General features: G+C 42.2%; 24 protein-coding genes. 13 read left to right on the top strand and 11 right to left on the bottom strand.

Annotation, left to right across the window (positions count from 1 at the left end):
* Positions 1 to 70: 70 nt before the first annotated feature.
* The 3 genes from PHU20_RS14855 to PHU20_RS14845 form a co-directional block, all read right to left on the bottom strand.
* Complete coding sequence (locus PHU20_RS14855; RefSeq protein WP_274826177.1) at positions 71 to 412, bottom strand: hypothetical protein; 342 nt, start codon at positions 410 to 412, stop codon at positions 71 to 73.
* 11 nt (positions 413 to 423) lie between these two features.
* Positions 424 to 1431: a permease gene (locus PHU20_RS14850; RefSeq protein WP_274826176.1), complete on the bottom strand. Its 1008-nt coding sequence runs from the start codon at positions 1429 to 1431 to the stop codon at positions 424 to 426.
* A gap of 108 nt (positions 1432 to 1539) precedes the next feature.
* On the bottom strand, positions 1540 to 1875 hold the full coding sequence (locus PHU20_RS14845) for an ArsR/SmtB family transcription factor (RefSeq protein ID WP_274826175.1): 336 nt from the start codon (positions 1873 to 1875) through the stop codon (positions 1540 to 1542).
* Between the two features lie 392 nt (positions 1876 to 2267).
* Between PHU20_RS14845 and PHU20_RS14840 the strand changes: the two genes are divergently transcribed.
* Entirely contained in the window at positions 2268 to 3845 is a 1578-nt protein-coding gene (locus PHU20_RS14840; protein ID WP_274826174.1) for a SulP family inorganic anion transporter, read from the top strand.
* 60 nt (positions 3846 to 3905) lie between these two features.
* On the opposite strand, the gene PHU20_RS14835 is transcribed toward PHU20_RS14840, so the two are convergent.
* The 3 genes from PHU20_RS14835 to PHU20_RS14825 all read right to left on the bottom strand — a co-directional run bounded on the left by PHU20_RS14835 (position 3906) and on the right by PHU20_RS14825 (position 6417).
* Positions 3906 to 4385, bottom strand: coding sequence for a c-type cytochrome (locus PHU20_RS14835; protein ID WP_274826173.1), 480 nt, complete (start codon positions 4383 to 4385; stop codon positions 3906 to 3908).
* Between the two features lie 74 nt (positions 4386 to 4459).
* Positions 4460 to 5419, bottom strand: a complete 960-nt coding sequence (locus PHU20_RS14830; RefSeq protein ID WP_274826172.1) for a YheT family hydrolase — start codon at positions 5417 to 5419, stop codon at positions 4460 to 4462.
* Between the two features lie 23 nt (positions 5420 to 5442).
* Positions 5443 to 6417 carry an NAD(P)H-dependent flavin oxidoreductase gene (locus PHU20_RS14825; RefSeq protein WP_274826171.1) on the bottom strand — a complete coding sequence of 325 codons (975 nt, stop codon included), beginning with the start codon at positions 6415 to 6417 and terminating at the stop codon, positions 5443 to 5445.
* Between the two features lie 119 nt (positions 6418 to 6536).
* Between PHU20_RS14825 and PHU20_RS14820 the strand changes: the two genes are divergently transcribed.
* A complete protein-coding gene (locus tag PHU20_RS14820; RefSeq protein ID WP_274826170.1) occupies positions 6537 to 7013 on the top strand; it encodes an acyl-CoA thioesterase in 477 nt (158 codons plus the stop codon).
* Here the strand turns inward: PHU20_RS14820 and PHU20_RS14815 are convergent.
* Positions 6997 to 7890 (bottom strand): DMT family transporter, encoded by an 894-nt coding sequence (locus tag PHU20_RS14815; RefSeq protein ID WP_274826169.1) that lies wholly within the window; start codon positions 7888 to 7890, stop codon positions 6997 to 6999. The two genes, PHU20_RS14820 and PHU20_RS14815, sit on opposite strands and share 17 nt — an antisense overlap.
* On the bottom strand, positions 7887 to 8240 hold the full coding sequence (locus PHU20_RS14810; RefSeq protein WP_274826168.1) for an arsenate reductase family protein: 354 nt from the start codon (positions 8238 to 8240) through the stop codon (positions 7887 to 7889). The genes PHU20_RS14815 and PHU20_RS14810 overlap by 4 nt, the downstream gene beginning before the upstream one ends.
* Before the next feature lie 96 nt (positions 8241 to 8336).
* On the opposite strand from PHU20_RS14810, the gene PHU20_RS14805 reads away from it, so the two are divergent.
* Positions 8337 to 8804 carry a DinB family protein gene (locus tag PHU20_RS14805; protein WP_274826167.1) on the top strand — a complete coding sequence of 156 codons (468 nt, stop codon included), beginning with the start codon at positions 8337 to 8339 and terminating at the stop codon, positions 8802 to 8804.
* A 2-nt stretch (positions 8805 to 8806) separates the two neighbouring features.
* On the opposite strand, the gene PHU20_RS14800 is transcribed toward PHU20_RS14805, so the two are convergent.
* Positions 8807 to 9550, bottom strand: coding sequence for a DUF3298 and DUF4163 domain-containing protein (locus PHU20_RS14800; protein WP_274826166.1), 744 nt, complete (start codon positions 9548 to 9550; stop codon positions 8807 to 8809).
* An 88-nt stretch (positions 9551 to 9638) separates the two neighbouring features.
* Between PHU20_RS14800 and PHU20_RS14795 the strand changes: the two genes are divergently transcribed.
* The 4 genes from PHU20_RS14795 to PHU20_RS14780 all read left to right on the top strand — a co-directional run bounded on the left by PHU20_RS14795 (position 9639) and on the right by PHU20_RS14780 (position 15545).
* Positions 9639 to 10793 (top strand): cystathionine gamma-synthase, encoded by a 1155-nt coding sequence (locus PHU20_RS14795; RefSeq protein WP_274826165.1) that lies wholly within the window; start codon positions 9639 to 9641, stop codon positions 10791 to 10793.
* Positions 10794 to 10963: 170 nt separating this feature from the next.
* Positions 10964 to 12307, top strand: a complete 1344-nt coding sequence (gene gdhA / locus PHU20_RS14790) for an NADP-specific glutamate dehydrogenase (protein ID WP_274826164.1) — start codon at positions 10964 to 10966, stop codon at positions 12305 to 12307.
* Between the two features lie 105 nt (positions 12308 to 12412).
* Positions 12413 to 13132 (top strand): DNA repair protein RecO, encoded by a 720-nt coding sequence (recO, locus tag PHU20_RS14785; RefSeq protein WP_274826163.1) that lies wholly within the window; start codon positions 12413 to 12415, stop codon positions 13130 to 13132.
* Positions 13116 to 15545, top strand: a complete 2430-nt coding sequence (locus tag PHU20_RS14780; RefSeq protein WP_274826162.1) for a TonB-dependent receptor — start codon at positions 13116 to 13118, stop codon at positions 15543 to 15545. Before recO ends, PHU20_RS14780 begins: the two co-directional genes overlap by 17 nt.
* A gap of 56 nt (positions 15546 to 15601) precedes the next feature.
* Here the strand turns inward: PHU20_RS14780 and PHU20_RS14775 are convergent, their stop codons facing one another.
* Positions 15602 to 15955: a hypothetical protein gene (locus tag PHU20_RS14775; RefSeq protein ID WP_274826161.1), complete on the bottom strand. Its 354-nt coding sequence runs from the start codon at positions 15953 to 15955 to the stop codon at positions 15602 to 15604.
* 499 nt (positions 15956 to 16454) lie between these two features.
* Between PHU20_RS14775 and PHU20_RS14770 the strand changes: the two genes are divergently transcribed.
* The 5 genes from PHU20_RS14770 (at position 16455) to PHU20_RS14750 (ending at position 22678) form a co-directional block, all read left to right on the top strand.
* Entirely contained in the window at positions 16455 to 17402 is a 948-nt protein-coding gene (locus PHU20_RS14770) for a DUF4382 domain-containing protein (RefSeq protein ID WP_274826160.1), read from the top strand.
* A 127-nt stretch (positions 17403 to 17529) separates the two neighbouring features.
* Positions 17530 to 20931, top strand: a complete 3402-nt coding sequence (gene ileS / locus PHU20_RS14765; RefSeq protein ID WP_274826159.1) for an isoleucine--tRNA ligase — start codon at positions 17530 to 17532, stop codon at positions 20929 to 20931.
* A 3-nt stretch (positions 20932 to 20934) separates the two neighbouring features.
* Entirely contained in the window at positions 20935 to 21315 is a 381-nt protein-coding gene (locus PHU20_RS14760; protein ID WP_274826158.1) for a TraR/DksA family transcriptional regulator, read from the top strand.
* Between the two features lie 39 nt (positions 21316 to 21354).
* Positions 21355 to 21984, top strand: coding sequence for a DUF4097 family beta strand repeat-containing protein (locus tag PHU20_RS14755; RefSeq protein ID WP_274826157.1), 630 nt, complete (start codon positions 21355 to 21357; stop codon positions 21982 to 21984).
* Positions 21985 to 22018: 34 nt separating this feature from the next.
* Positions 22019 to 22678, top strand: a complete 660-nt coding sequence (locus tag PHU20_RS14750) for a lipoprotein signal peptidase (RefSeq protein WP_274826156.1) — start codon at positions 22019 to 22021, stop codon at positions 22676 to 22678.
* On the opposite strand, the gene PHU20_RS14745 is transcribed toward PHU20_RS14750, so the two are convergent.
* A complete protein-coding gene (locus tag PHU20_RS14745) occupies positions 22657 to 23223 on the bottom strand; it encodes a 5-formyltetrahydrofolate cyclo-ligase (protein ID WP_274826155.1) in 567 nt (188 codons plus the stop codon). The genes PHU20_RS14750 and PHU20_RS14745 overlap by 22 nt on opposite strands.
* 533 nt (positions 23224 to 23756) lie before the next feature.
* Between PHU20_RS14745 and uvrC the strand changes: the two genes are divergently transcribed.
* The gene (gene uvrC, locus PHU20_RS14740; protein WP_274826154.1) at positions 23757 to 25544 is read left to right on the top strand and encodes an excinuclease ABC subunit UvrC; all 1788 of its coding nucleotides are present in this window, start codon (positions 23757 to 23759) and stop codon (positions 25542 to 25544) included.
* The last annotated feature ends 25 nt before the right edge of the window (positions 25545 to 25569 follow it).

Here is a 25569-nt window from a genome sequence, read left to right as displayed (position 1 = left end):
TAAAAAGAGGATGGGTTAGGTCATTATCTCAGTAGCGCTTATTAAAATCAAACGTTAACTAAAAAGTGGATTAACTTTTTTTATTTGATTTTGTGTAAGCGTATAATGCGGTATAATTAATACCTAATACAACAAGCCCAATAAGTACTATGATTCCCGAATGTATTAAATTCAGTATTATAAAATCCATACCGGATCCCGATAATATGGCATACCAAAGAAAAGGGCAAAACACTCCAACCAGTGAAATGTTACGCCCTGTTCTTATGCCTGCTTTAAATAATAGTGCTTTGTTTTTTGATTTTTCATGAGTACTTGGTTTGCCCTTAACAACACCAATACATTTCTTTCCAACAAGGGAGTACGGACAAGCCTTGATTAGGGATTTAAAAAAATTAGAGAGCGATTGCATACAATTTGTATTTAATAGAAAAAGTAAAAGATAAAACCACCGACGATTGCCATGGTCATGACAGAACACACAAATGCCATTATGGCTTTGGGTTTCAACATGGAAGAAATAATGGCGATCTCAGGTAAACTGGCTCCCGTTCCGCCAATAATCAAAGCCATGGCCGCACCCATACCCATCCCCTTGACAATGAGTGCCTTTAGGATAGGGATAGCCATTTCGATTCGTAAATACAAGGGGACACCAATGGTTGCCGCTATAGGTATGGCAAGTGGACTATCATTTCCAAGATATTTTTCAACCCATGCATCAGGGACAAATACCGCAGAAATCGCACTGATCACCGCACCTAGTAAAACATAGGGGAATATGCGCTTGAACAAGGCCCAGCCAAAATTAAAGGCTTCAGTAAGTTTTGGATTGGATTCACGCGTTTGTCCACATAAACCGGTAGAAGGCGATTGCGTATCTGCACACGGGTTTTGGGCGGTTGCACAAGATGCCACTGCGTTATTTGAAACGGTACCACAGCGAACAGCAGGTTGGGATGCACAAGTACTTGTAGCTGTCTTAGTCTTTAGATCAATTCGCTTTACACTATGTTTAAGGGATGTCTTTTCGGCAATGCTACCAAAAAAAACGGAGCCAATAAAAACAATCAAGAAATAAACCAATGCCACTTTCCATCCGAAAACACCGAAAATAAAACCAACGACAACAAAATTTGCCAATGGGGCAGATAGTAAAAAGGAAAACACCATGGCGAAAGGGGCTCCCATTTCTATCATCCCCATTGATACGGGAACCATGGATGCACTACAGAAAGGAGTGGGGATTCCTAGTAAAGCCCCCATCAAACCACTGAATTTCCCCGTTTTTGATAGCCGCCTTTGAAGTTTTTCCTGTGGTATAAAAGCCCTAATTAAACCGGTGATTATCGATACAAGGGCAATGATGAATACCAATACTACGCCTACGTGTATAAATTCGTCTAATGCTAAATTCAATTTTTCGTTCATGATGTTTATTTAATTGGTTGTAATATATATGCGCTAAACCACATATGTTTTTATAAAAAAAAGCGAATGCTCGATTTTCTTGTTGTTTATGGTCCGTGAAGTTTAATTTTACTTTTGTCGTTCTGCCAATAATTTTTTACACTTTTGTATTTCATAATTAATCTGTGATTCGGGAATTGTTTTTATGGCTTCTTGCATCAATTGGCGAAATTCGTTTTTGATGGGTGTTAAATAGTAGTATACCCACTTTCCTTCTTTTACCTCTTCTACCAACTTGGCTTGTTTCAATATTTTTAAATGGCGCGATACATTATATTGATATTCATCCAAAACCTCTACAATTTCCGAAACGCAAATCTTTTCATCGATGTTGGTTAGCAGCCAAATTATTTTTAGTCTGGTTGCATCGGATAGGGCCTTGAATATGTTAATTTGTTCATCCATCCATCTTATAAATTTAACATATGTGAAATTATGCACGTGTAATTCGGAGCCAAATATATAAAATAATTTAAACACAAACACCCATTAATTTTTATTTAAGTGGGAAATTTACCTTCTATAGGGTAAGTGGTTCGTTCGGTAGGAATTTTCTTTTATTGTTCAATACATCGGTGGCTTTTATGTCTTCGCAGAACAGATTGACCCTAAAGGCCATGTTATTTGAGGCCATCCGCACAATGGGAGGACAAGAAGTGGAAAACCGCAAAATTATCGCCATTTGAAGCGAAATAGCAGGAATCAAGGTCGTAGTAATTTGCCAAATCCTCAATAATCCGATGTTTTAAGGTCATACCAACAATAAGTACTATTTTTGCGCCCTTAAATTGCTGGGTATGAAGAAGTATTTGAATATATTCGATTTTAAACAGAAAGTAGACTATAAAACGGAGGTCTTATCGGGGCTTACGGTTGCTTTGGCTTTGGTGCCCGAGGCAATCGCATTTGCACTGATCCCGGGGTTTTCCCCTTTGACAGGTTTATATGCGGCTTTTGTCTTGGCTTTGGTCACTTCCATTTTCGGGGGTAGACCCGGAATGATTTCAGGGGCTACTGGGGCTGTGGCCGTTGTTTTTGTCGGATTGATATTGGAATTGAAGAACACTTTTCCCGGTATTGAACCGGAAAGTATACTTCATTATGTTTTTGCAACGGTCATCCTAGCCGGGATCCTTCAAATTGTTGCCGGGTTCTTACGGTTGGGTAAATTCATCCGTTTGGTACCCCATCCGGTAATGTTCGGTTTTGTAAATGGCTTGGCGATCATCATTTTCATGGCCCAGTTTCCCAATTTTTACCAAAAGGGAACCGATGAACTCTTGACCGGTGCTTCGATGTATACCATGTTGGGACTTACATTGCTGACGATGTTGATCATATGGGGGTTTCCAAAACTGACCAAGGCCATTCCTTCTTCCTTGTTGGCGATAGTTGTCGTTTCCGCCATCGTGATAGGCTTTGGGATAGATACCCTTACCGTTGCCGATACCATGAAAGAAGGTCAGTCGATCCAAGGTGGGTTTCCACCGGTATCGATTCCTGAAATACCGATTACGATACAATCCTTGAAAATCATATTCCCCTTTGCCCTGATCGTTGCCGTGGTAGGACTGACGGAAAGTTTGCTGACCTTGAATATCATTGATGAGATAACCGAAACCAGAGGTAGGGGTAACAAAGAATGCGTGGCACAGGGAACGGCCAATATCCTTTCCGGATTTTTATCGGGAATGGGGGGTTGTGCCATGATCGGCCAGAGTTTGATCAATACTTCCTCGGGTGCTCGGGCCCGGTTATCCGGTATTACGGCAGCGGTAATGTTGTTGGTTTTCATAATGTTCGGATCTGGTCTTATAGAGCGTTTGCCAATGGCCGCTTTGGTCGGACTTATGTTCATGGTGGCCATTGGGACTTTCGAATGGGCCAGTTTTAAGACTTTCCGGAAAATGCCGAATTCCGATGTTATCGTGATGGTCTTGGTAACCTTGATCACTGCGGTTACCCATAACCTGGCCATTGCCGTATTGTTCGGGGTCATTATTTCCGCTTTGGCCTATTCTTGGGAGAATGCCAAACGTATTCGTGCACGGAAATACGTCGATGACCAAGGTATAAAACACTATGAGATCTTTGGCCCTTTATTTTTCGGCTCTACGACCCTGTTCAATGAAAAGTTCGATATTCAGGATGATCCCGAAGAAGTGATCATCGATTTTCGGGAAAGCCGCGTTGCCGATATGTCCGGTATCGAGGCCTTGAACAAGTTGACCGAGCGTTATGCCAAAGCCGGAAAAAAAGTCCATTTAAAGCACTTGAGCAAGGACTGTATAAGGTTGTTGAAAAATGCCGATGATATCATCGACGTGAACTTACTTGAAGATCCAACCTATAAGGTGGCCGTTGATGAGATATGATCGATATATATAAGGAATGCACATAGGTTGAACGTGCCTTCCCAAATAGGTATGTTTTGATTATAATGTTCTTAAATACTCTGCAATGGCCCTGGCCTCTTCCTTACTTAAATTTTGGTTGAGCATGATGGCATTGTTATATTCTTTCAACAAAGCTTTGGCGATGGGATCTTCCTTGAGCATTCCATCAGGGTTTAAGATCATGTTCATGACCCATTCCGGGCTCCGACGGTCATAAACCCCTTTCAAGGCCGGTCCGATCATTCGTTGTTCCGCCATATGGCAAGCAATGCATATGGTAGAATAGGTCTTTTCACCTTGGGCAGCCAATTCCGTATCGATTTCGGCACCAAAATCCACTGAGGTTATCGGACCTACCCCTTTGTTGTCCAAGTCGACCGGAACTTCTTCCTTGGCCTTTTCCGCTTGAACTTCCTTTTTGGTACGGTTCATTTCAAAACCACCTTTCTTTTCTTCTTTTTTTTCGCCACAGCCAAGTAGGATGCCACCAAGGGCTAAAACAGCAATTAGGTTCTTCATGTCAAGCTTTTTATCACGCAGGTATTTTTGCATCTTATGGATTTATGGACTAAGATAAGAATTAGAACCTAATCCTATATTTCCCCAAAGAATTTTAGTGCTCTTTTTTCGGTATATGTAGTGTTCCTACGGCCATAAAAACCAACATGTCCGCCAGATACGGGAACTTCCAGGAAAACAGATTCGTTTTCTTCCGCTTCTTTATGGGGATAGCAGGCTTTACCCAAAAACGAATCGTTCGCCGCATTTATGATCAAGGCAGGAACCTTGATTTTTGGCAAGAATTGCAGACAACTGCATTTTTTATAATAATCCATGGCATCTTCAAAACCATGTGCCGCACTCGTATAAATGTCATCAAAGTCTTTTAAGGTCTTGATGTTCGCGATATCGCTATCGGAAATTTTTGAAGGGAACAGTTGTTGTTTAATGCGCAATTTGGCAACTAAGTGTTCTTTGAACCGCAGGGCATAAAGGTAATTGATAGGCAGTAATAATTGTTTTAGGGAACTGTAAAGATCGCATGGGGCCGACACGGCAACGACGGCTTTCAATGCTTTGGGGAGGTCCCTTTCCTCACCAATGAACTTCAGGGATAGATTACCCCCTAAACTAAAACCCATTAAGTACAGGCCATCATATTGGTCTAGCGTAAGTATATGCTGTAATACGGCATCAAGATCTTCGGTTGCACCTGAATGGTAGGAGCGGTAAAGCGTATTGGCCACCCCACTGCAGCCCCTTAAATTAATGGCACAAACATCGTAGCCATGGGCGTTGGCCAATTTAGCACTTCCGGTAATATAGGGTCTTTGGGCATTGCCCTCCAAACCATGGATTAGAATAAGTACTTTACGACTGGGCTTTTTAGCATAGCTCCAATCCAAATCCAGAAAGTCCCCATCAGGTAAGGTTATCCGTTCCCGTTCTTGGGTTACCCCCGATACGGTACGTACCAAGCCGGAGTAAATGGTCGAAAAATGTCCATTTTTAAATATAAAAGGCGGGTTGTATTCCGATGTGATGATGGGCATGTCGATCAACTATGGTTTTAAGGTTATTTCGGGTAAATTTCCAACACTTTCAACTGTTCTTCCAAGGCCGATTTGAATTCGGTTTTCAACGTACTGACCAAGGAGGCAACGGGAAGAACATTTTCTATGGTAGCCACACCTTGTCCGGCAGACCAAATGGTTTTCCATGCTTTGGCCTCGGTATCCAATTCTTTCCCAAAATCAATTTTTCGGTCTTTTTTCAGGTCTTCTTCGGTAATACCCGCAGCTTTTAGACTGGCCCCTAGGAAATTGGCATGTACACCGGAAATGGCAGCGGTATATACCACATCGCTCGCACCGGAAGCAATGATCATTTTTTTATAATCATCGGTGGCCCTACTCTCTTCCACATTGATGAACCGCGTTCCCATATAGGCCAGATCGGCCCCCATTTGTAAGGCGGAGGCAATATCCCTACCCGTGCTTATACATCCTGAAAGTATGATGGTCTTGTCATAGAACTTTTTGATTTCCGCGACTAAGGTCATGGGGTTAATGGTGCCGGCATGGCCACCTGCCCCTGCGGAAACTAAAATGAGTCCGTCTACGCCGGCCCCTGCGGCCTTTTGTGCATGTCTTTTTTTGATTACATCGTGAAAAACAAGTCCACCATAACTGTGAATGGCATCAACGACTTCCGAAACGGCACCCAATGAAGTGATGATCAAGGGCACCTCGTGTTTTACACAGAGTTTTAAATCAGCTTCAAGTCGGGGATTGGTGGGGTGTACGATAAGGTTGACCCCGAAAGGCGCTGCTTTTTTACCCGTCTCTTTTTCAAAGGCTTCCAACGCGGTCCTGATTTCCAAAAGCCATTGTTCAAAGCCTTCACTGGTGCGTTGGTTCAATGCGGGAAATGTTCCTACAATACCGTTTTTACAACATTCAATAACCAATTTAGGTCCGGAGATAAGGAACATTGGCGCTGCTATTACCGGTAGGGAGAGATCTTTGATAAAAGATGCTTTAGTGCTCATAGGGTGGTTTTATTGTATTTAAATGTAGGGATTTTTTTTGGGGAAGGTTATCCGCCATTTTCCAAAACTATGGTATTTTTGCAATTCTTATGCATGCATAGTAAAAAAATGATGGAAAAATGTTTTTAAAAGAATTTGAAGTTCGTTGGAGCGATGTTGACGCCAATAGGCATTTGGCGAATTCGGCCTATATAAATTTTATGGGCCATACCCGTATGGCCTATATGTTGGAAATGGGATTTGGTCATAAGGTGATGGTCAAAAACAAATTGGGTCCCGTTGTTTTTTATGAGCATATGTATTATTTCAAGGAAGTCTTTCTTGGTAACCCGGTTCGGGTTTCACTTGAATTCATGGGCATGAGCGAGGACGGTTGTTTTTTCGAATTCCATCATAATTTTTATGACGGAAAAGGTAGGAATGTGGCCCACTGTGAAATGATGGGAGCTTGGATCAGTATGGAAACAAGGCAACTTACACCACTCCCCAAAGAATTGTTGGATGTTTTTGAACGCATTGATCGGCCCGAAGGTTTTCGTATGCTGACCAAAGAAGATACCCGCAAATACGCCAAAAGGCCTAAAGATCTGGTTTAGTTTTTCTGCTCGACAGATAAACCCCTAGGAAAACCAATGATGCCGAGAGTATTTTTGTGGTCGTCAAGGCATCTTTGCCTATAACAATGGCAAAAAGAATACCGATTAAGGGTTGAACATAGACAAAGGCACTCAAGGTCGAAGCCTTTAGTTGGGTGAGGGCATAAATATTGAAAAGGTAAGTGCAAAATGTGGTCCCGATGATCACAAAGGCAATGCGCCAAACCATATCAAAAGGTATGGTGGACCATTGTATGGCCGTAAGTTCATGATACCCAAAGGGCAGGCAGATAAGTATACCTAAAGAAAATAGCCATTTCATAAAGGTAAAGGGATGGTATTTCGAAATAAGGATTTTGGCCAGTATCAAATACGTCCCATAGAAAAATGAATTCATCAGGATCAGGAAATTCCCCATCGGAATATTCGGGGCATCTTGGCGTAGTTCCTTTCCGAATAAGATGAGGCCCATGGCCCCTAGAAGTCCAACGAATATCCCAAATACCTTTTTGCGCGATATCTTTTCCTTGATCAGTACCGTCGATAAAATCAAAACGATAATGGGGGTGGTGGTAATAAGTACCGCACTATTTATCGGGGTAGATAGGGATAGTCCTTTAAAAAAGGACAACATATTCAGGCCCATGCCGAAAATGGCACATAGAACGATCCGCAGGTAATCTTTCTTTTCGATACATTCTTTGGGGCCGAATATCGAAATCACCCAAAATAATATTGCCGCACCCATGACCCGGAGTACCACAAAACCATAGGCCCCGACATGATCGGGCATTACCCCTTTGGCAATGGTATGGTTTAGCCCATAGATGATCGTGGCTCCAATAGCGGCCAATATGGCCAAGGCGCGTTTACTCAAGGGTGAATGGTTTCTTTGGCGGCCTCAACCACTTTTTTGCTGTTTCCTACAAATATTTTGTCCCCATAGAGGAATACCGGCCGTTTTAAAAACGTATAATGTTCCAGGATCAATTTTTCATAATCGGCTTCACCAAGGGTCTTTTGGGCCAATCCCCTTTCTTTATAAAGTCGTGCCCTTTTGCTGAAAAGGGACTCATAACTACCGGCGAGTTTTTTCATTTCACCAAGTTGGGCTTTGGTTATCGGTGTCGTCTTGATATCCTGTAATTCAAAATCGTCTAACGGACTTAACCCGTCCATTATTCTTTTACAGGTGTCACAGCTGCTAAGGTAGTATACTTTTTTCATGTCCATAATATTAATGTTCCTCGACAAATTGAAGTACAAAGTAACCCAATTCCATCGTATTTTTTCTATTTTTAAGGCCTTTTAAAACCTTATCATTTGGAAAAGCTACTATCTATTACACTGCAAAATCGAAAAGCACTTTATACGATCCTTACGAAAACCCCGGAAGCAATGCTATTGCAAATACCCAGCGGGTATCGCAACAATATTTGGTGGAACATAGCCCATGTTGTCGTGACACAACAACTATTGGTATATGCACTGAGTGGCTTGGATATGAAGGTCCCCACGGAGCTGGTCGATAAATTCAAAAAGGGAACCGTCCCCGATGGTACGGCAACAAAGGAAGAAATGGATATGATCAAAGGCTTCCTGTTTTCAACCATTGAACGGACACAGGAAGATTATGGGAATGGGCTTTTCAAGGATTTCAAGGAATATACCACTAGTGCCAAGGTGACCCTAAAGGATATTGAGGACGCCATGGCTTTCAACCTGTTTCATGAAGGGTTGCATTTAGGTGCCATCCTATCGTTGGAAAAGGTGTTGTTGACCAAGCCTTGAATTTACCGCACGATATGCTTTGCCAAATAGTTCTTGACCTCATTAAAAGGCAGTACTAAAGTTATGGCACCATCGGCATAGGAGGCCACCTCATATTGGTTATAGAGCAAAACCAAGCCTTTTTCGTTAAAACCGATGTTCTCGGGAAGGTGGAATTTGTCATCTTCGAACATAAAACCCGTAGTATTGATAGGGCTTTCTTGAGGAATGCCTTCCTGTATCCTGAACTTGGTCTCGGCAAATTGTTTAAAACGGTCTTTATCCTTGAAGAGTTCCCAGTTGTCCATTTCCCCTCCTTTTCGCTTGTCAAAATTCAAGAACCTTTGGGTCGTATAGCCATGGGCCCCACCCGTAAACAGGTAAGAATTAAGGGCTATCGTTAGTATGTCCTTGTTTTCATAGGAAACCGATCCCGTAATATTGGCTTCCCAAGGTGTGATTTCATCGGGGTATAGGTTCCGTAGTTCATCATAACCGTTTTGGAAGGATTGAATGGCTTCGGATATGGTGGTCACTTCGATATCTTCATCGAAGACCAATTGGTAAATCAATTCCTCATCAAGAGCGGTATTTATGGTTTCGGATAATTTGGAATCCTCCAAAGAACGGGGAATCCCGATATATATATTTGGACATCCTTCACAAGCTTCCTCAGAAATTTCCTCAAGTTCAAAGAAAAGTTTGCCATCTTCTTTACATCCTATGAACACCAAGAGGCAAAGTACTAGGGAAATTGGGACTTTCATTTATTTCTTACGTTTGTACCCCACAAAATTAATGCTTCATTGCAATCTTTAAAAGATAACCCTACTTTTATCCGCAAAATTATAAAGTATGGCGATGAAGCAATTGAAATTCAATAGTAAAACGATACACGGAGGGCAACAACCTGATAAGGCCTATGGGGCGGTTATGACCCCGATATACCAAACTTCCACATTTGCACAGACTACGCCGGGAGGACATCAAGGATTTGCCTATTCACGTAGTGCCAATCCCACACGAACGGCCTTGGAGAATGCTTTGGCCAGTATCGAAAACGGGGTGTACGGACTAGCTTACGCCAGTGGTTTGGCTGCTATAGATGGAGTCATCAAACTATTCGCACCCGGGGATGAGGTGGTTTGTACGGGTGATATTTATGGGGGTAGTTATCGTCTTTTTAAACGTGTTTTCGAGAAATATGGGATCATCTTTCATTTTGTGGATATGCAGTCGCCTGAGGGGTTAAGGCAGTATATCAATGCCAATACGAAAATGTTCTGGGTAGAAACCCCGACCAACCCCATGATGAATATCGTGGATATCAAGGCTGTTGCAAAGATTGCCAAAGAACATAAGGTGCTCTTGGCGGTCGATAATACCTTTGCCACCCCTTATTTGCAACAACCATTGGATTTGGGTGCCGATATCGTCATGCATTCGGCGACCAAGTATTTAGGGGGTCATAGCGATGTCGTGGCAGGAGCAGTGGTAGTCAAGGATAAAGCACTGGCCGACCAACTCTATTTTATTCAAAATGCCAGTGGTGCCGTATGTGGCCCTATGGATAGTTTTTTGGTATTACGTGGAATCAAAACCCTGCATGTACGGATGCAACGTCATTGTGAAAACGGAAAGGCCATTGCCAATTACCTGGCACAGCATCCAAAGATCGATAAGGTTTATTGGCCGGGTTTCGAAAACCATCCCAACCATAAAGTCGCTAAAGAACAGATGAAAGGGTTTGGTGGGATGATCTCATTTATTCCCAAAGGAAACGAAATGAAGGACGCCATTCAAATAATCGAAAAATTAAAATTATTCACTTTGGCAGAATCATTGGGTGGGGTAGAAAGTCTGGTAGGACACCCTGCCAGCATGTCCCATGCCGGAATTCCCAAAGAAGAACGTGAAAAAAGCGGGGTTCTCGATACCTTGATCCGTTTGAGTGTGGGCATTGAAGATCAAGAAGATCTTATTGCGGATTTACAGCAAGCCTTAAAGTAAAGCACAGTAAGGGGATTTTCAAAGGAAGGGATTGCGCAAAACGTAATTGGAAACCACGAATTTGAAATTAAATTGCAGTATTTTTAAAAAAGGAGGGGTCAAATTATAATAATATTATAATTTTGGCACTATATTTTAAATTCAATAAAATTAAAATTGTTACATAATATATGGAAGCAAAAATAAAAGCATTTATGGATGAGGTTACGGCCCGGAATAGCCATCAACCTGAATTTCTTCAAGCGGTGCAGGAAGTAGCGGAAACCGTCATTCCTTATATAGCGAATAATGAGATTTATAGTGGTAAGAACATTCTTCTTAGGATGGTCGAACCGGAACGGTTTATTTCCTTTAGGGTCGCCTGGGTGGATGATGAAGGTGAGATCCATGTAAACAGGGGGTTTCGTATCCAAATGAACTCGGCCATTGGGCCTTATAAAGGAGGATTGCGTTTCCATCCAACCGTGAATGCCAGTATTCTTAAGTTTTTGGCTTTTGAACAGGTTTTCAAAAATAGTTTGACAACCTTGCCGATGGGTGGGGGTAAAGGAGGTTCCGATTTTGATCCAAAGGGAAAATCAGATGATGAGGTGATGCGTTTTTGCCACGCCTTTATGACCGAATTATGTCGTCATATCGGGCCGAATACCGATGTTCCCGCCGGTGATATCGGTGTTGGGGCCAGGGAAATAGGTTACCTTTTCGGGATGTACAAGAAAATAAGAAACGAGTTTACGGGGGTACTTACTGGTAAAGGCCTTTCATGGGGCGGTTCTAGAATACGTCCGGAGGCCACAGGGTATGGTACGGTGTATTTTGCCCAAAATATGCTCAAGACCAGAAATGATGATGTCGTCGGTAAAACGGTTGTTGTTTCAGGCTCCGGTAATGTGGCCCAATATGCCGCAGAAAAGGTATTGCAACTGGGGGGAAAAGTCGTGACCATGTCAGACTCCAGCGGATTCATTTATGATAAGGAGGGTATCGATGCCGATAAACTGAAATTCATCATGGAGTTAAAGAACAACCGTCGGGGCCGTATTTCCGAGTATGTTGATGAATATCCGAATGCAACGTTCCATAAAGGGAAAAAACCATGGAGTGTCAAATGTGAGATCGCATTGCCTTGTGCCACCCAGAATGAATTGAATCTTGAACATGCGAAAGAACTTTTGAAAAATGGTTGTATCTGTGTTGCCGAAGGTGCCAATATGCCGTCTACCATTGAAGCAATCCATGCTTTCCATGATGCTAGAATCCTGTTCGCACCCGGTAAAGCTTCCAATGCGGGGGGTGTTGCCACTTCCGGTCTGGAAATGTCACAGAATTCGCTTCGTATCAGCTGGACACGCGAAGAGGTAGATGAACGTTTGAAAGGGATCATGTCGAATATTCACGATTCCTGTATCGAATACGGTAAAGAGGAAGATGGGTATTGCAATTACGTAAAAGGGGCAAATATTGCCGGTTTTGTCAAAGTTGCCGATGCCATGCTCGCCCAAGGGGTAATCTAATAAATTTCAAAATAAGTGTAAAAGCCTTCCTGATTACAGGAAGGCTTTTTTTATGCGCGGAATCGTTAAGATACCTTTATCTTTATGGGTTTCAAAGCACCTTTTATGCAAGTCACAACCAAAGCAATCGTATTGTCGGCCTTAAAATATGGCGATACCAGTTTGATCGTGAAAGCCTTTACCTTATCCGACGGGTTGAAATCATATTTGCTCAAAGGGGTTTTGGCGTCAAAAAAAGGCAGATTGAAATCGGGTTATTTTCAACCGCTCACCCAATTGGAGATCGTGGCCAACCATAAGAACAAGGGTACTTTGGAATCCATTCGCGAAGTCAGGGTCTCTTACCCTTATCAAACCCTGCATGTTGATATTGCCAAGAATGCCATTTCGATGTTTTTGGCGGAAATGTTATCCAATAGTATACAGGAAGAGGAATGTAATGAAGGATTGTTCCATTATGTGGAAAGTGCCCTTCAGTGGATGGACTCCAATACGCAGATAACCAATTTCCATATTTATTTCTTATTCGATCTTACGAAATATCTAGGCTTCTATCCCGATACTACCCAAATGTCCGGTGATTACTTTGATTTGTTGGAAGGGGAGTTTAGGAATGCCATTAATATGAATCCAAATATTTCCGGCGAAAATTTAAATTACTTTAAACGCTTTTTAGGCATAAATTTTGATGCAATCCATACGATCAAGATGAAGAAGGCCGATCGGCAGCAGTTGCTGCAAACGTTGGTCCTTTATTTTGAATTACATTTACAGGGATTTCGAAAACCCAAATCACTTGATATTTTAAATGAAGTTTTCAGTTAGTATGAACCGGTTAGTATGCTTTTTGGTCTTTTTGACGTTTACTGCCGTAACAGCACAAGAAATCAAGGTTTTGGATTATTATTCCAAAGAACCTATTGTGAATGTGGCCATTTACAATCACGATAAATCAAAAACCGCACTCTCTGACCTGGAAGGTGTATGTGATCTTTCCCATTTTAAGGAGAATGAGCGAATTACCTTCAAGCATTTAAGTTATGAGGTCTACAGGACTTCCAAATCGCAGTTGCTCAAGAACGGTTCCATGGCTTTGATGGTGCTGAAACCTGAACAATTGGATGAGGTGGTCATGTCGATTTCAAAATGGGAGCAGCAGAAAAAAGACATTCCCCATAAGATAGTTGCCATAAATGCAGCATTGGTCGCCTTTACAAATCCACAGACATCGGCCGATCTGCTTCAGAATAGTGGCAAGGTTTTCGTACAAAAAAGTCAACTCGGCGGTGGGAGCCCCATGATCCGAGGTTTTGCGACCAACAGATTGTTGTTGACCGTTGATGGAGTGCGGATGAACAATGCGATTTTTAGGGGAGGTAACCTTCAGAATGTTATTTCGATCGATCCTTTTACGATCAATAAGACCGAAATCATTTTTGGTCCGGGTTCCGTCATCTATGGGAGTGATGCCCTGGGCGGGGTAATGAACTTTTATTCCAAAGGGGCAATGTACGCACACCAGGACAGTATTTCGGTTTCAGGAAATGCCAATTGGCGCTATGCTTCGGCCAATAATGAAAAAACAATCCATTTCGATATCAATTTGGGGACGAACAAATGGGCATACCTAAGCAGTGTATCCTATAATGATTTTGATGATTTGAAAATGGGATCCCATGGTCCCGATGAATATTTACGCAATAACTACGTGGTTACCGAAAATGGGGTCGATGCCCTGGTAACGAACAGCGACCCTAGGGTACAGGTGCCCACGGGGTACGATCAGTGGAATTTTATGCAGAAGGTATCCCATAAACCCAATAATAATTGGAGTTTGGATCTAGGGTTGATCTATTCGGAAACTTCCGATTATTCCCGGTATGATCGGTTGATCCGTCCCGATAGTGAAGGTACGGGGCTTCGTTCGGCCGAATGGTATTACGGTCCCCAGAAATGGTTCATGGGTAACGTACAGTTGAATAAAAAGGGAAAAGGAAAGTTCTATAATGGCCTTAAGGTCACCACTGCGTATCAATATTTTGAGGAAAGTAGGAATGACAGGGATTTTCAGGACCCTATCTTATATTCGACCAAGGAAATGGTCAATGCCCTATCGACCAATATCGATTTTGAAAACAAGAAAATCGGGGACCTAAGCTTGTATTATGGGGCATCCTATGTGTACAACCATGTGGGTTCCGATGGAAGTCAGAAAGATATCACCACCTCCATTATTTCCGCTTCCCCATCCCGCTATCCCGATGGTTCCACATGGCAAACTGCAGCGGCCTATCTAAATGGGGAGTATAAGGCCAAGCCCAATTTCACGGTGCTCTCGGGGTTAAGGTACAGTCACGTTTGGATCGATGCCGAATTTGATAAGACCTTCTATCCATTTCCTTTCGATGATGCCAACCTTAGTACGGGTGCACTCACTGGGAGTTTGGGTTTTAGTTGGTTTCCTCGGGCCAATTTACAGGTAACGTTCAATGGTTCTACCGGATTCAGGGCCCCGAACATCGATGATATTGGAAAGGTATTCGACTCCGAACCCGGTTCGGTAGTGGTTCCCAATCCTGAATTGGAGCCTGAATATGCCTACAATGTGGAGTTGGGGCTACAAAAAAATTATAACGATAAATTGGTTATCAAAAGTGCTGCTTTTTATACCTATTTGGTCGATGCCCTGGTACGACGTGATTATCTTTTCAATGGGGAATCCCAAATTGAGTACAACGGGGAATTGAGTAATGTACAGGCCATGCAAAATGCGGCCAAAGCTTATGTTTACGGATTCGAATTTGGATTGGAAGCCTTCCTGACCGAAAATATATCCTTGGTTTCGAACCTCACGCTTACCGAGGGTATCGAGGAAGAAGATGACGGAACCGATACCCCGGCCAGGCATGTGCCACCGACCTTCGGCGATGTTCATTTGATCTTTAAGAACCGGAACCTTAAAACGGATTTGTTTTTGAATTATAACGGGGAAATAGCAAATGATGATTTGGCCACTTCCGAACAGGCAAAGGAGTACATTTATGCCACTGATGAAAACGGCCTGCCTTATGCCCCATCATGGTATTCCTTGAACTTGCGTACCCAATACCAAATCAGTAGGGCACTCAAGGTCAGCTGTAGCTTGGAAAATATTACAGATCAACGTTATCGGTCCTATTCTTCCGGGATTGCCGCACCGGGAAGGAACCTTATTTTGGGATTGGACTATAAATTTTAAATAAAAAAACCCCGACGGTACACCGTCGGGGTTTGAATATGTAAGACGTAATAAGGTTAGTTTTTGATAACTTCCTTTACCTCTTCGGCTTTTTCCTTTGCCTTGTCAACGGCTTCAGTAGCGGCATCCTTTACTTCCGTACCGGATTCTTTGGCTTTATCAACGGCCGTATCAGCAGCCTCTTTGATACCTTCGGCAGCATTCTCACCGGTTTCTTTTATACGATCGACGGCTTCACCCGCTTTGTCCATTGCTTCTTCAGCGGCCTCATCCGCAGCATCCGCAGCTTCGTCCATAGCTTCACTTGCTTTTTCGGTTGCATCTTTTGCTTTTTCGGCAGTTTCCCTACAGGAAACAAATGATACGCTCATGGCGATCAATAGAATGGCACTAAAAATTGATTTTTTCATGTTGTTTTCGATTTAGTTTTGAATCTCGATTTAAATGATATACGTAAGATACCATCAATTGGATGCTTTTTTCTTTAACATTTTTTTGTCTTAACCCATTTACCCAAAGCGGGTTTGGTTTTAGGATCATGCCTTGATCCGGTCTTTGGGGCATGGAGGTTATACCCATTGTGTTTGTTTCGAACTTCCTGTAATAAAGATATACTATGGGTTTGTTTCCATCCACATTGCAATACTGGTAAACGCGATAGGACTTCGAATACTGAAGGTCCAAAGATGGCATGGCTAGAACTACCCATGGGGTACGGGAGCTTGCGAATTTGGTATTGATACGTACCAGAAGGGCTGGGATCCACTAGAATAAATTCAAAAAAAAATATTTTTTCATTCCCTTGTTTATCAAGAAACTAGGGGGTAATCGTGTTTTATTTTGAAATTTGGATGTAGGGTAAGGCGGGTTTCGATTGTTATAAAGCAAAATTTCAAAAATAAATGTATTATGAAGAATTATTTGAAGATTTCTGGATTGGTATTTATGGTTTTTATGGGAATGGTATCATGTGATAGTGACGATAGCCCTGCTATGGAGGCCGAATCGTATAATACTTCGTTTGAAGTAACGGATGCGCCCATAGATAACGCCGAGGTTGAAGCTGTGTTCGTTACGATTACCGATGTGTCCGTCGATGGGGAGTCTTTAGAGGGATTTAATGCAACAACCGTCGAATTGTCGGCCCTGGTAGATGGAAAGACTGAGGCTTTGGGTAATTTAGACCTTGAGGCGACTACCTATTCAAATATCGTATTTGAACTTGATTTTGAAAATGATGTTGATGGGAATTCCCCCGGTTGTTATGTCGAAAAAGCGAATGGGGAGAAAGATGCCTTGGTAGCCGAATCGAACAATATCGTAATTTCGGACAGTTTTGAGGTACTGGCCGATGCCACCAACGTAATTGTCATCGATTTCGATCTAAGGAAAACAATTAAGGAAGAGAATGACGGACTGTCGAACGATTACGATTTTGTGACCATGGATGAATTATCCGCTGGGATCAGAACGGTAAATACCGAGTTGACGGGTGAAATTACCGGTAACGTGAACGATACCAATGACACTTCGGACAAGATCATTGTTTTCGCTTACGAAAAAGGGACTTTTAATGAGGAGGTTGAAACCCAAGGTAGCGGGGAAAGTGACATGACTTTCGCCAATGCCGTAACCAGTTCTGAAGTATCGGGTATTACGGGTTCATACAGTTTGGATTTCTTGGAAGAAGGGGAGTATGAATTGATTTTCGCCTCTTATAAAGAAGACGAGGATGATACCTTTTACTTAAATGCCCTATTGGATGTAGAGTCTACTACGGGATTGGATCTAGGGGCGATTTCGGTGAATGCCACCTTGCAAATAAGCGCAAATGTAACCGTTACCGGAACGAAATAAATCGCAATCAACAATTAAGATGTAAAAAAGCCCCTTTTCGAAGGGGCTTTTGTATTGAACTGAATCATTTATACGACAAAAATTACTAGTTTTGCAGACTTAAAATGTAGCATTAGAAGCTGTTATTATGAAGTTTGCAGGATACAAAGGATTGGATTTACCAAAGGTCGCGGAAGAAGAACTCCAGTACTGGAAAGAACATTCCATTTTTGAGAAAAGTATATCCAGTAGGGAGGGAAATCCGAGCTACGTCTTTTATGAAGGTCCCCCTTCAGCGAATGGGATGCCGGGGATCCATCATGTCATTGCCAGAACGATCAAGGACATATTTCCCCGCTACAAAACCATGAAGGGTTTTCAAGTCAAACGAAAAGCAGGTTGGGATACCCATGGCCTTCCCGTAGAATTGGGGGTAGAGAAAGAATTGGGGATCACCAAGGAAGATATCGGGGTAAAGATTTCCGTTGAGGAGTATAACGCGGCTTGTAAAAAGGCGGTGATGCGCTATACGGATGTTTGGAATGAAATGACCCAACGTATCGGATATTGGGTAGATATGGATGACCCCTATATTACGTATAAGTCCAAGTATATGGAATCTGTTTGGTGGTTGTTAAAACAGATTTATGATAAGGGGTTGATTTATAAAGGGTATACCATACAACCCTATTCGCCAAAGGCGGGTACCGGTTTGAGTTCCCATGAATTGAACCAGCCCGGAACATATCAAGATACTACCGATACCACCGTAACCGCTCAATTTAAGGTGTTGAAAGAGACCTTGCCGAATGTTTTTAAAGAGGTAGAAGGTGAGGTATACCTAATGGCATGGACCACCACGCCTTGGACGCTTCCTTCGAATACGGCACTGACCGTCGGACCCAAGATCGAATATGTTCTTGTAAAAACATTCAATCAATATACCTTTGAACCCATAAATGTGGTGTTGGCCAAAAACCTTGTGGGCAAACAATTTACGGGTAGGTTTTTTGCGTCTAAGGAGGAAAGTGATTTTACGGATTTTACAAGTGGGGATAAAAAAATCCCTTTTCAAATAATCGCTGGGGCCGCCGGAAAAGAGCTGGTAGGTACCCGCTATGAACAGTTAATGCCCTACGCCCTACCGTATCAAAACCCCGAGAATGCCTTTAGGGTCATCGCAGGGGATTTCGTGACCACGGAAGATGGTACCGGAATCGTGCATACGGCACCTACTTTTGGTGCGGACGATGCCTTGGTAGCGAAACAGGCCAAGCCCGAAGTACCGCCCATGTTGGTTTTGGATGGGAACAATAATCCTGTCCCACTCGTAGATTTGCAAGGGAAGTTCAGGCCCGAGATGAAGGAACTTGGCGGTAAATATGTCAAGAATGAATATTATGACGAGGGTACGGCTCCCGAAAGGTCCGTGGATGTTGAAATAGCCATTCGATTAAAAGAGGAAAACAAGGCCTTTAAGGTTGAAAAATACGTGCATAGTTATCCCAACTGCTGGCGAACCGATAAGCCTATCCTATATTATCCTTTGGATTCTTGGTTTATACGGATATCGGAGGTAAAAGACCGTATGTTCGAGCTAAACCAAACCATAAATTGGAAACCCAAAGCTACAGGGGAAGGCCGTTTTGGCAATTGGCTGGCCAATGCCAATGACTGGAACCTTTCCAGATCGCGGTATTGGGGTATTCCTTTGCCCATTTGGCGCACAGAGGATGGTGCCGAGGAAATGATCATCGGATCTGTGGAGCAACTTAAGGATGAAATGGCCAAAGCCGTTTCGGCCGAGGTTTTGGAATCGGATATTTTCGCCGATTTCAATGTCGGTGATATGAGTGAGGGGAATTATGAAAAGATAGACCTTCATAAGAACATTGTAGATCAAATTACTTTGGTTTCCCCTTCGGGTAAGCCCATGAAAAGGGAGAGCGACTTGATAGATGTTTGGTTCGATAGCGGATCAATGCCCTTTGCCCAGTGGCATTATCCTTTTGAGAAAAAGGATTTGATCGATAAAGGCGAGACCTTCCCGGCAGATTTTATTGCCGAAGGTGTGGATCAAACCCGGGGATGGTTCTATACCCTGCATGCCATCGCAACGATGGTCTTTGATTCCGTAGCCTATAAGAATGTCGTTTCCAACGGACTTGTATTGGATAAGGACGGAAAGAAAATGTCAAAACGATTGGGGAATGCCGTGGATCCTTTTGAGACCATGGATGAACATGGTGCGGATGCTACGCGTTGGTACATGATCTCGAATGCGAACCCTTGGGACAATCTAAAATTCGATATCGACGGAATTGTTGAGGTAAAACGAAAATTCTTCGGGACACTTTACAATACCTATTCGTTTTTTGCCCTTTATGCCAACTTGGACGGATTCAATTATTCGGAGGATGAGATCCCATTGAACGAACGTCCGGAAATAGATCGTTGGATTTTGTCGGAATTGCATACCTTGATCAAAAAGGTTGATGGGGCCTATGCCGATTATGAGCCTACCAAGGCGGCACGGGCAATTTCCGATTATGTACAGGAAAATTTAAGTAACTGGTATGTTCGGCTTTGTAGAAGACGCTTCTGGAAAGGCGAATATAAAAAGGACAAGATATCGGCCTACCAAACCTTGTATACCTGTTTGGTGACCGTGGCCAAATTATCTTCTCCGATTGCACCTTTCTTTATGGACCGCCTGTACAAAGATCTGGCCAATACCACCGGAAAGGATGCTTTTGAAAGTGTACATTTATCGCTTTTTCCTGAGTCTGATCCAGCTTTGATCGATAAGGGATTACAGAGTAAGATGGCCAAAGCACAGACCATATCCTCTTTGGTTCTCAGCATACGTCAGAAAGAAAAAATCAAGGTGAGACAGCCTTTGCAAAAAATCATGATTCCCGTCTTGGACGAAAATCAGCGTCTTGAGATTGAGGCAGTTGCCGATTTGATCAAGTCGGAAGTCAATGTTAAGGAAATCGAACTGTTGGATGACGCTTCCGGAATCCTTGTCAAGAAAATTAAACCGAATTTCAAGGTTCTAGGCCCTAAATTCGGCAAGGATATGAAGGTGATTGCCCAAAGTGTAAGTGCTTTGGGACAGGAAGATATCCAAAAAATTGAGCAAGAGGGCGAAATATCCTTAGATATCAATAATAAAAGTATTAAATTACAGTTACAGGATGTAGAGATAACCTCACAGGATATAGAGGGTTGGTTGGTGGCAAGTCAAGGACCGCTTACCGTGGCCTTGGACGTGACCATCAGTGAGGAACTCAAAAAGGAGGGTATTGCCCGAGAACTTGTAAATAGGATTCAGAATATAAGAAAAGAGTCCGGTTACGAGGTAACTGACAGAATTGATATTAAAATCCTAAGAGACGGATTGGTGGAAAATGCGGTCGAGAGTAACCTTGGTTATATCAAAGCCGAAACCTTGACTGCCGATTTGGTTTTTGAGGATAGTTTGGAAAATGGCACGGCAATTGCATTTGACCAAGTGAATACAAGATTATTTATTGAAAAACACTAAATTATGGCAGAAGATTTAAAAGTTCGTTATTCAGACAAGGATTTGGCGGAATTCAAAACCTTGATAGAAGCCAAGATAGTAAAAGCCAAAAGTGATTTGGAGCTGTTGAAAAGCTCATATATGAACAATGGGAACAATGGTACCGATGATACCTCACCTACATTCAAGGCTTTTGAGGAAGGTTCACAAACCATGAGTAAAGAGGCAAATACCCAGTTGGCAATCCGTCAGGAAAAGTTTATCAGGGACCTTAAGAACGCTTTATTGCGTATTGAGAACAAAACCTATGGTATCTGCAGGGTAACAGGGAAGTTGATCAATAAGGAAAGATTGAAATTAGTGCCCCATGCAACACTTAGTATTGAGGCGAAAAATATGCAATAATTATTTAAACGCCCTTTCGGGCGTTTTTTTATGCCGATAATGGGTAGAACGGTAAGTATTACGATCATCCTTTTGTTGATAGGTCTTTCGGGCTTGAGGGCCCAAAAAGTAATACGGAAAACCCTTGAGGATCCCGAAGCTACCTATCTCGAAATTGATACGGCAAACTGTTATAAACTTGAGCTTTCCACTTCGGAGTCAAGGGAAATTGTTGTCGAGGCCCAAATAGATGGTGAGTATAGGAACGATTTATTGGTCCGGGTTGAACACCATGGCCCTATTGTTCGGATAAGTGCTGGGTTTCAACCTAGTTTTGTCGTGCCCAATGATAAGTTAAGTGCACACAAGGTAATTTCGATTTCGATTCAGGTTCGGATTCCCGAAAAAATGAACGTAAGTATCTTAGGGAGCTCTTCCAATGTGTTGGCAAAAGGGGATTACAACAACCTAAAGGTCGTTCTCGACGATGGTAACTGCAATCTGAGGGAAATTCATGGGGTAACCCATGCGCTCACGCGTAGTGGGGATATTGACGTGAACACAAAGGGCGCCCTGTTTAACATTAAAAATAAGTACGGTGCCATTCAAAGCGATAATGTTCCCCAAGGGGACGATTATTTTGATTTAACGACAACTACCGGGGATATCCATCTGATAAAAATCGAATAATATGCCTATTTTTGCCCATCCTTATTAGATACAAATGAGTATAAAAAAATCCGTATTACTTATTTTCTTGGTATTACTTATAGACCAGTTGAGTAAGATATATATTAAAACACATTTTGTTCTCGGTGAATCCTATGTGGTTTTCGAGTGGTTTAAAATCCATTTTATAGAGAATTCAGGTGCGGCCTGGGGGGCTAAATTGGATGATTTCCTACCGATTACCGAAAATACCGCGAAGTTGATCTTGACCGTTTTCAGGTTGTTTGCTGTGGCGGGTATAGGATATTGGCTTTATGACAGCATTAAAAAACGATATTCAACAACCTTGATATTGGCGGTTTCATTGATTTTTGCCGGAGCCTTGGGTAATATTGTCGATTCTGTCTTCTATGGGGTGCTTTTCAACCATAGCAACGGTCAAGTGGCCAGCATGTTTTCAGATGAGCCTTACGGAGGATGGTTCTTCGGAAAGGTAGTCGATATGCTTTATTTTCCCATGATCGATACGACTTGGCCGGATTGGATACCCTTTCTTGGGGGAAAAAGTTTCAGCTTTTTTGATCCCGTTTTCAATATTGCGGATATGGCAATAAGTACTGGGGTCGGTATTTTGTTGGTATTCAATAAAAAAGCTTTTGCCAACAAAGGAGGGGAAAAAGCAGTGGAAGAAAGTCAACTTCCCGAAAATGCGTAGATTTTCTTTGGAGTGATGCAATAATCCAATGGAATATCGGTTTCCTCAACATCCTCGATATTCTTTTCGGGCTCAAATAATGACAACCCTACCTTGATGACATCGGGTTTACATTGTTGCAGGAATCGATCGTAATACCCTTTTCCATAGCCTACCCTGTTTCCTTTTTCATCATAGGCGAGCAGGGGAATGAACACTACATCGATTTTTTCGGGTGGTATCCCAATACCATCGACAGGTTCGGGAACATTCCATTTGTTGGTTTTTATCTTGGTATTGTCGGTAAGTAAAAAGTGGGTCAATGAGGCTCCTTCCATCTTTGGAAGAACTACATGTTTGTCCCTTCCTTGGAGGATGGACAATAAAAAAACGGTGTCGATTTCCCCCTTATCTTGGATGGGTAGGAATAGGTGGTAATAGTCAAAATCCCAAATGGGAAGTTCCAAGGCCTTATTGGCAATCAACAAACTATCATCGGAAATTTTTCCAGGGGTAATTTGATTCCTAAGTCGGGAATAATGCAATCGTAAATTCGACTTCAACATGTAGGGAGGTTGAAAATTTACGAATAAAGATACTAAGTGATTCTTACTCTTTTACAGCTACTGCGATATAAATTTTGAAAAATAGCATTAATATCAAGTAGGTGCCGAGGGTTATAATATAATTGTCCATGTGAAAAATGTGATTTTGATGTTATAAAAATAAAGAAAAAATGACTTAGCATCCTACCAAGTGCATTATTTTATCGATGAAATGCACGTTTTGGAACCATTTTTAACAAAAGGTTAAAATTTAGTGGCATAATTTTAAATAATTATTCACAATGCGGCCTTAAATTCCGACTACCATAATCAATTTCCAGACAATTGTGCAATGTTAAAAACATTGAAAATTGGAAAAACGGCATGTAAAGGGATTATTTTTGTTTAGCGTTGCATGCGCCTTATAGTCGGTATGTTTTAAATAGGGGCCTGTTCTCGATATGTTGGGATGGAAAGGGGAATACGCCTTTGACTAGTGCCAAAACATAGTAACTTAAGGTGGCAATGAATAAACTAAATCCTTATCGGAGTTAATGTCCAAATTACCCTTAAAAATACAGATCAGCACCTTGCCCAACAGTCCCGGGGTATATCAGTTCTATGATGGTGAGGATAAGATCTTATATGTGGGAAAGGCCAAGAACCTCAAAAAAAGGGTGTCTTCCTACTTTACAAAAAATCACGAATACGGTAAAACCCGGATTTTAGTAAAGAAGATCAAGAACATTAAACATATTGTAGTGGCTACCGAATCGGATGCCCTGTTATTGGAGAACAATCTGATTAAAAAATACAGGCCCCGTTATAACGTGCTGCTTAAAGACGATAAATCATACCCTTGGATCTGTATAAAGAATGAACGTTTTCCAAGGATTTTCCCCACCCGTAAACTGATCAAGGACGGATCGGAATATTTTGGTCCTTATACGAGTATGTATACGATCAAAACCTTATTGGATCTGATCAAGAATATTTATCCCATAAGAACCTGTAATTACGATCTATCGCAGGAGAAGATCCAGGCGGGTAAATATAAAGTATGCCTAGAATACCATTTGGGGAATTGCTTGGGCCCTTGTGAAGGGTTCCAAAACACTATACAGTACGATCGACAGGTAGAAGAGATACGGGACATTCTCAAGGGTAATTTTAAGTCCTCCCTGCATTCCTTTAGGAATAAAATGAAGGAATTGGCCGATGAAATGCGCTTTGAGGAAGCACAACAATTCAAGGATAAGATCCACGTACTTGAAAATTACCAGTCCAAGACCACCATCGTAAATCCGAACATAAATAATGTCGATGTCTTTTCCATCATTACCGATGAAGCCTTCGCCTACATTAATTTTTTACAATTGTCCCATGGTTCGATCATAAGGTCCCATACCTTGGAAATCAAAAAGAAGTTGGATGAAAAGGACGAAGACTTGTTACAATTGGCGATCTTTGAGCTACGGCAGCGTTTCAATTCCGAATCAAAGGAAATTTACCTGCCTTTTAAAGTGGTGGTAGAGCCCCACCTAAAAGTTACCGTTCCCAAACTGGGTGATAAACGTAAGATTTTGGATCTATCCATACGAAATGCGAAATATTTTAGACAGGAACGACTAAGCCAAATCAAGATCATGGATCCCGAAAGGCACACGAATAGGCTTATGGCTCAAATGAAAAAAGACCTTCGATTGGGGGAAGAGCCCAGGCATATCGAATGTTTTGACAATAGCAATATTCAAGGCAGCAATCCGGTTGCAGCCTGTGTGGTGTTCAAGAATGGGAAACCATCGAAAAAGGATTATCGTCATTATAACATAAAAACGGTAGAAGGTCCCGACGATTTCGCCTCCATGGAGGAGGTGGTGTTCAGGCGTTACAAAAGACTATTGGAAGAAGGGGAACCTTTACCCCAACTGATCGTGATCGATGGCGGGAAGGGGCAATTGTCCTCTGCCTTAAAGAGTTTGGATATCCTGGGATTAAGGGGAAAGATCGCCATAATCGGTATTGCCAAAAGATTAGAGGAGATTTATTTCCCCGAAGACCCTATACCCCTATATTTGGATAAGAAATCGGAAAGCCTGAAAATAGTACAGCAACTTAGGAATGAGGCGCATCGATTTGGGATAACCTTCCATAGGAATAAAAGAAGCAAGGCGGCCATTAATTCCGAATTGGAGAATATTGACGGCATAGGGGAAAAAACGGCCAGCGAATTGTTGAAAAAATTCAAATCGGTCAAAAGGATAAAGTCCGCCTCGCTCGAAAATTTGGCCACCGTGGTAGGTGTTGCCAAGGCAAAAAAGATTTATGAAACCTTTCATTGAGTTTTTCGAGGGTAGGTATGGAATG

The organism is Maribacter polysaccharolyticus (genome assembly GCF_028882255.1).
Lineage (GTDB): Bacteria > Bacteroidota > Bacteroidia > Flavobacteriales > Flavobacteriaceae > Maribacter_A > Maribacter_A polysaccharolyticus.
The sequence above is the reverse complement of the archived record's forward strand: the minus strand, read 5'-3'. Positions and strand labels throughout refer to the sequence as shown.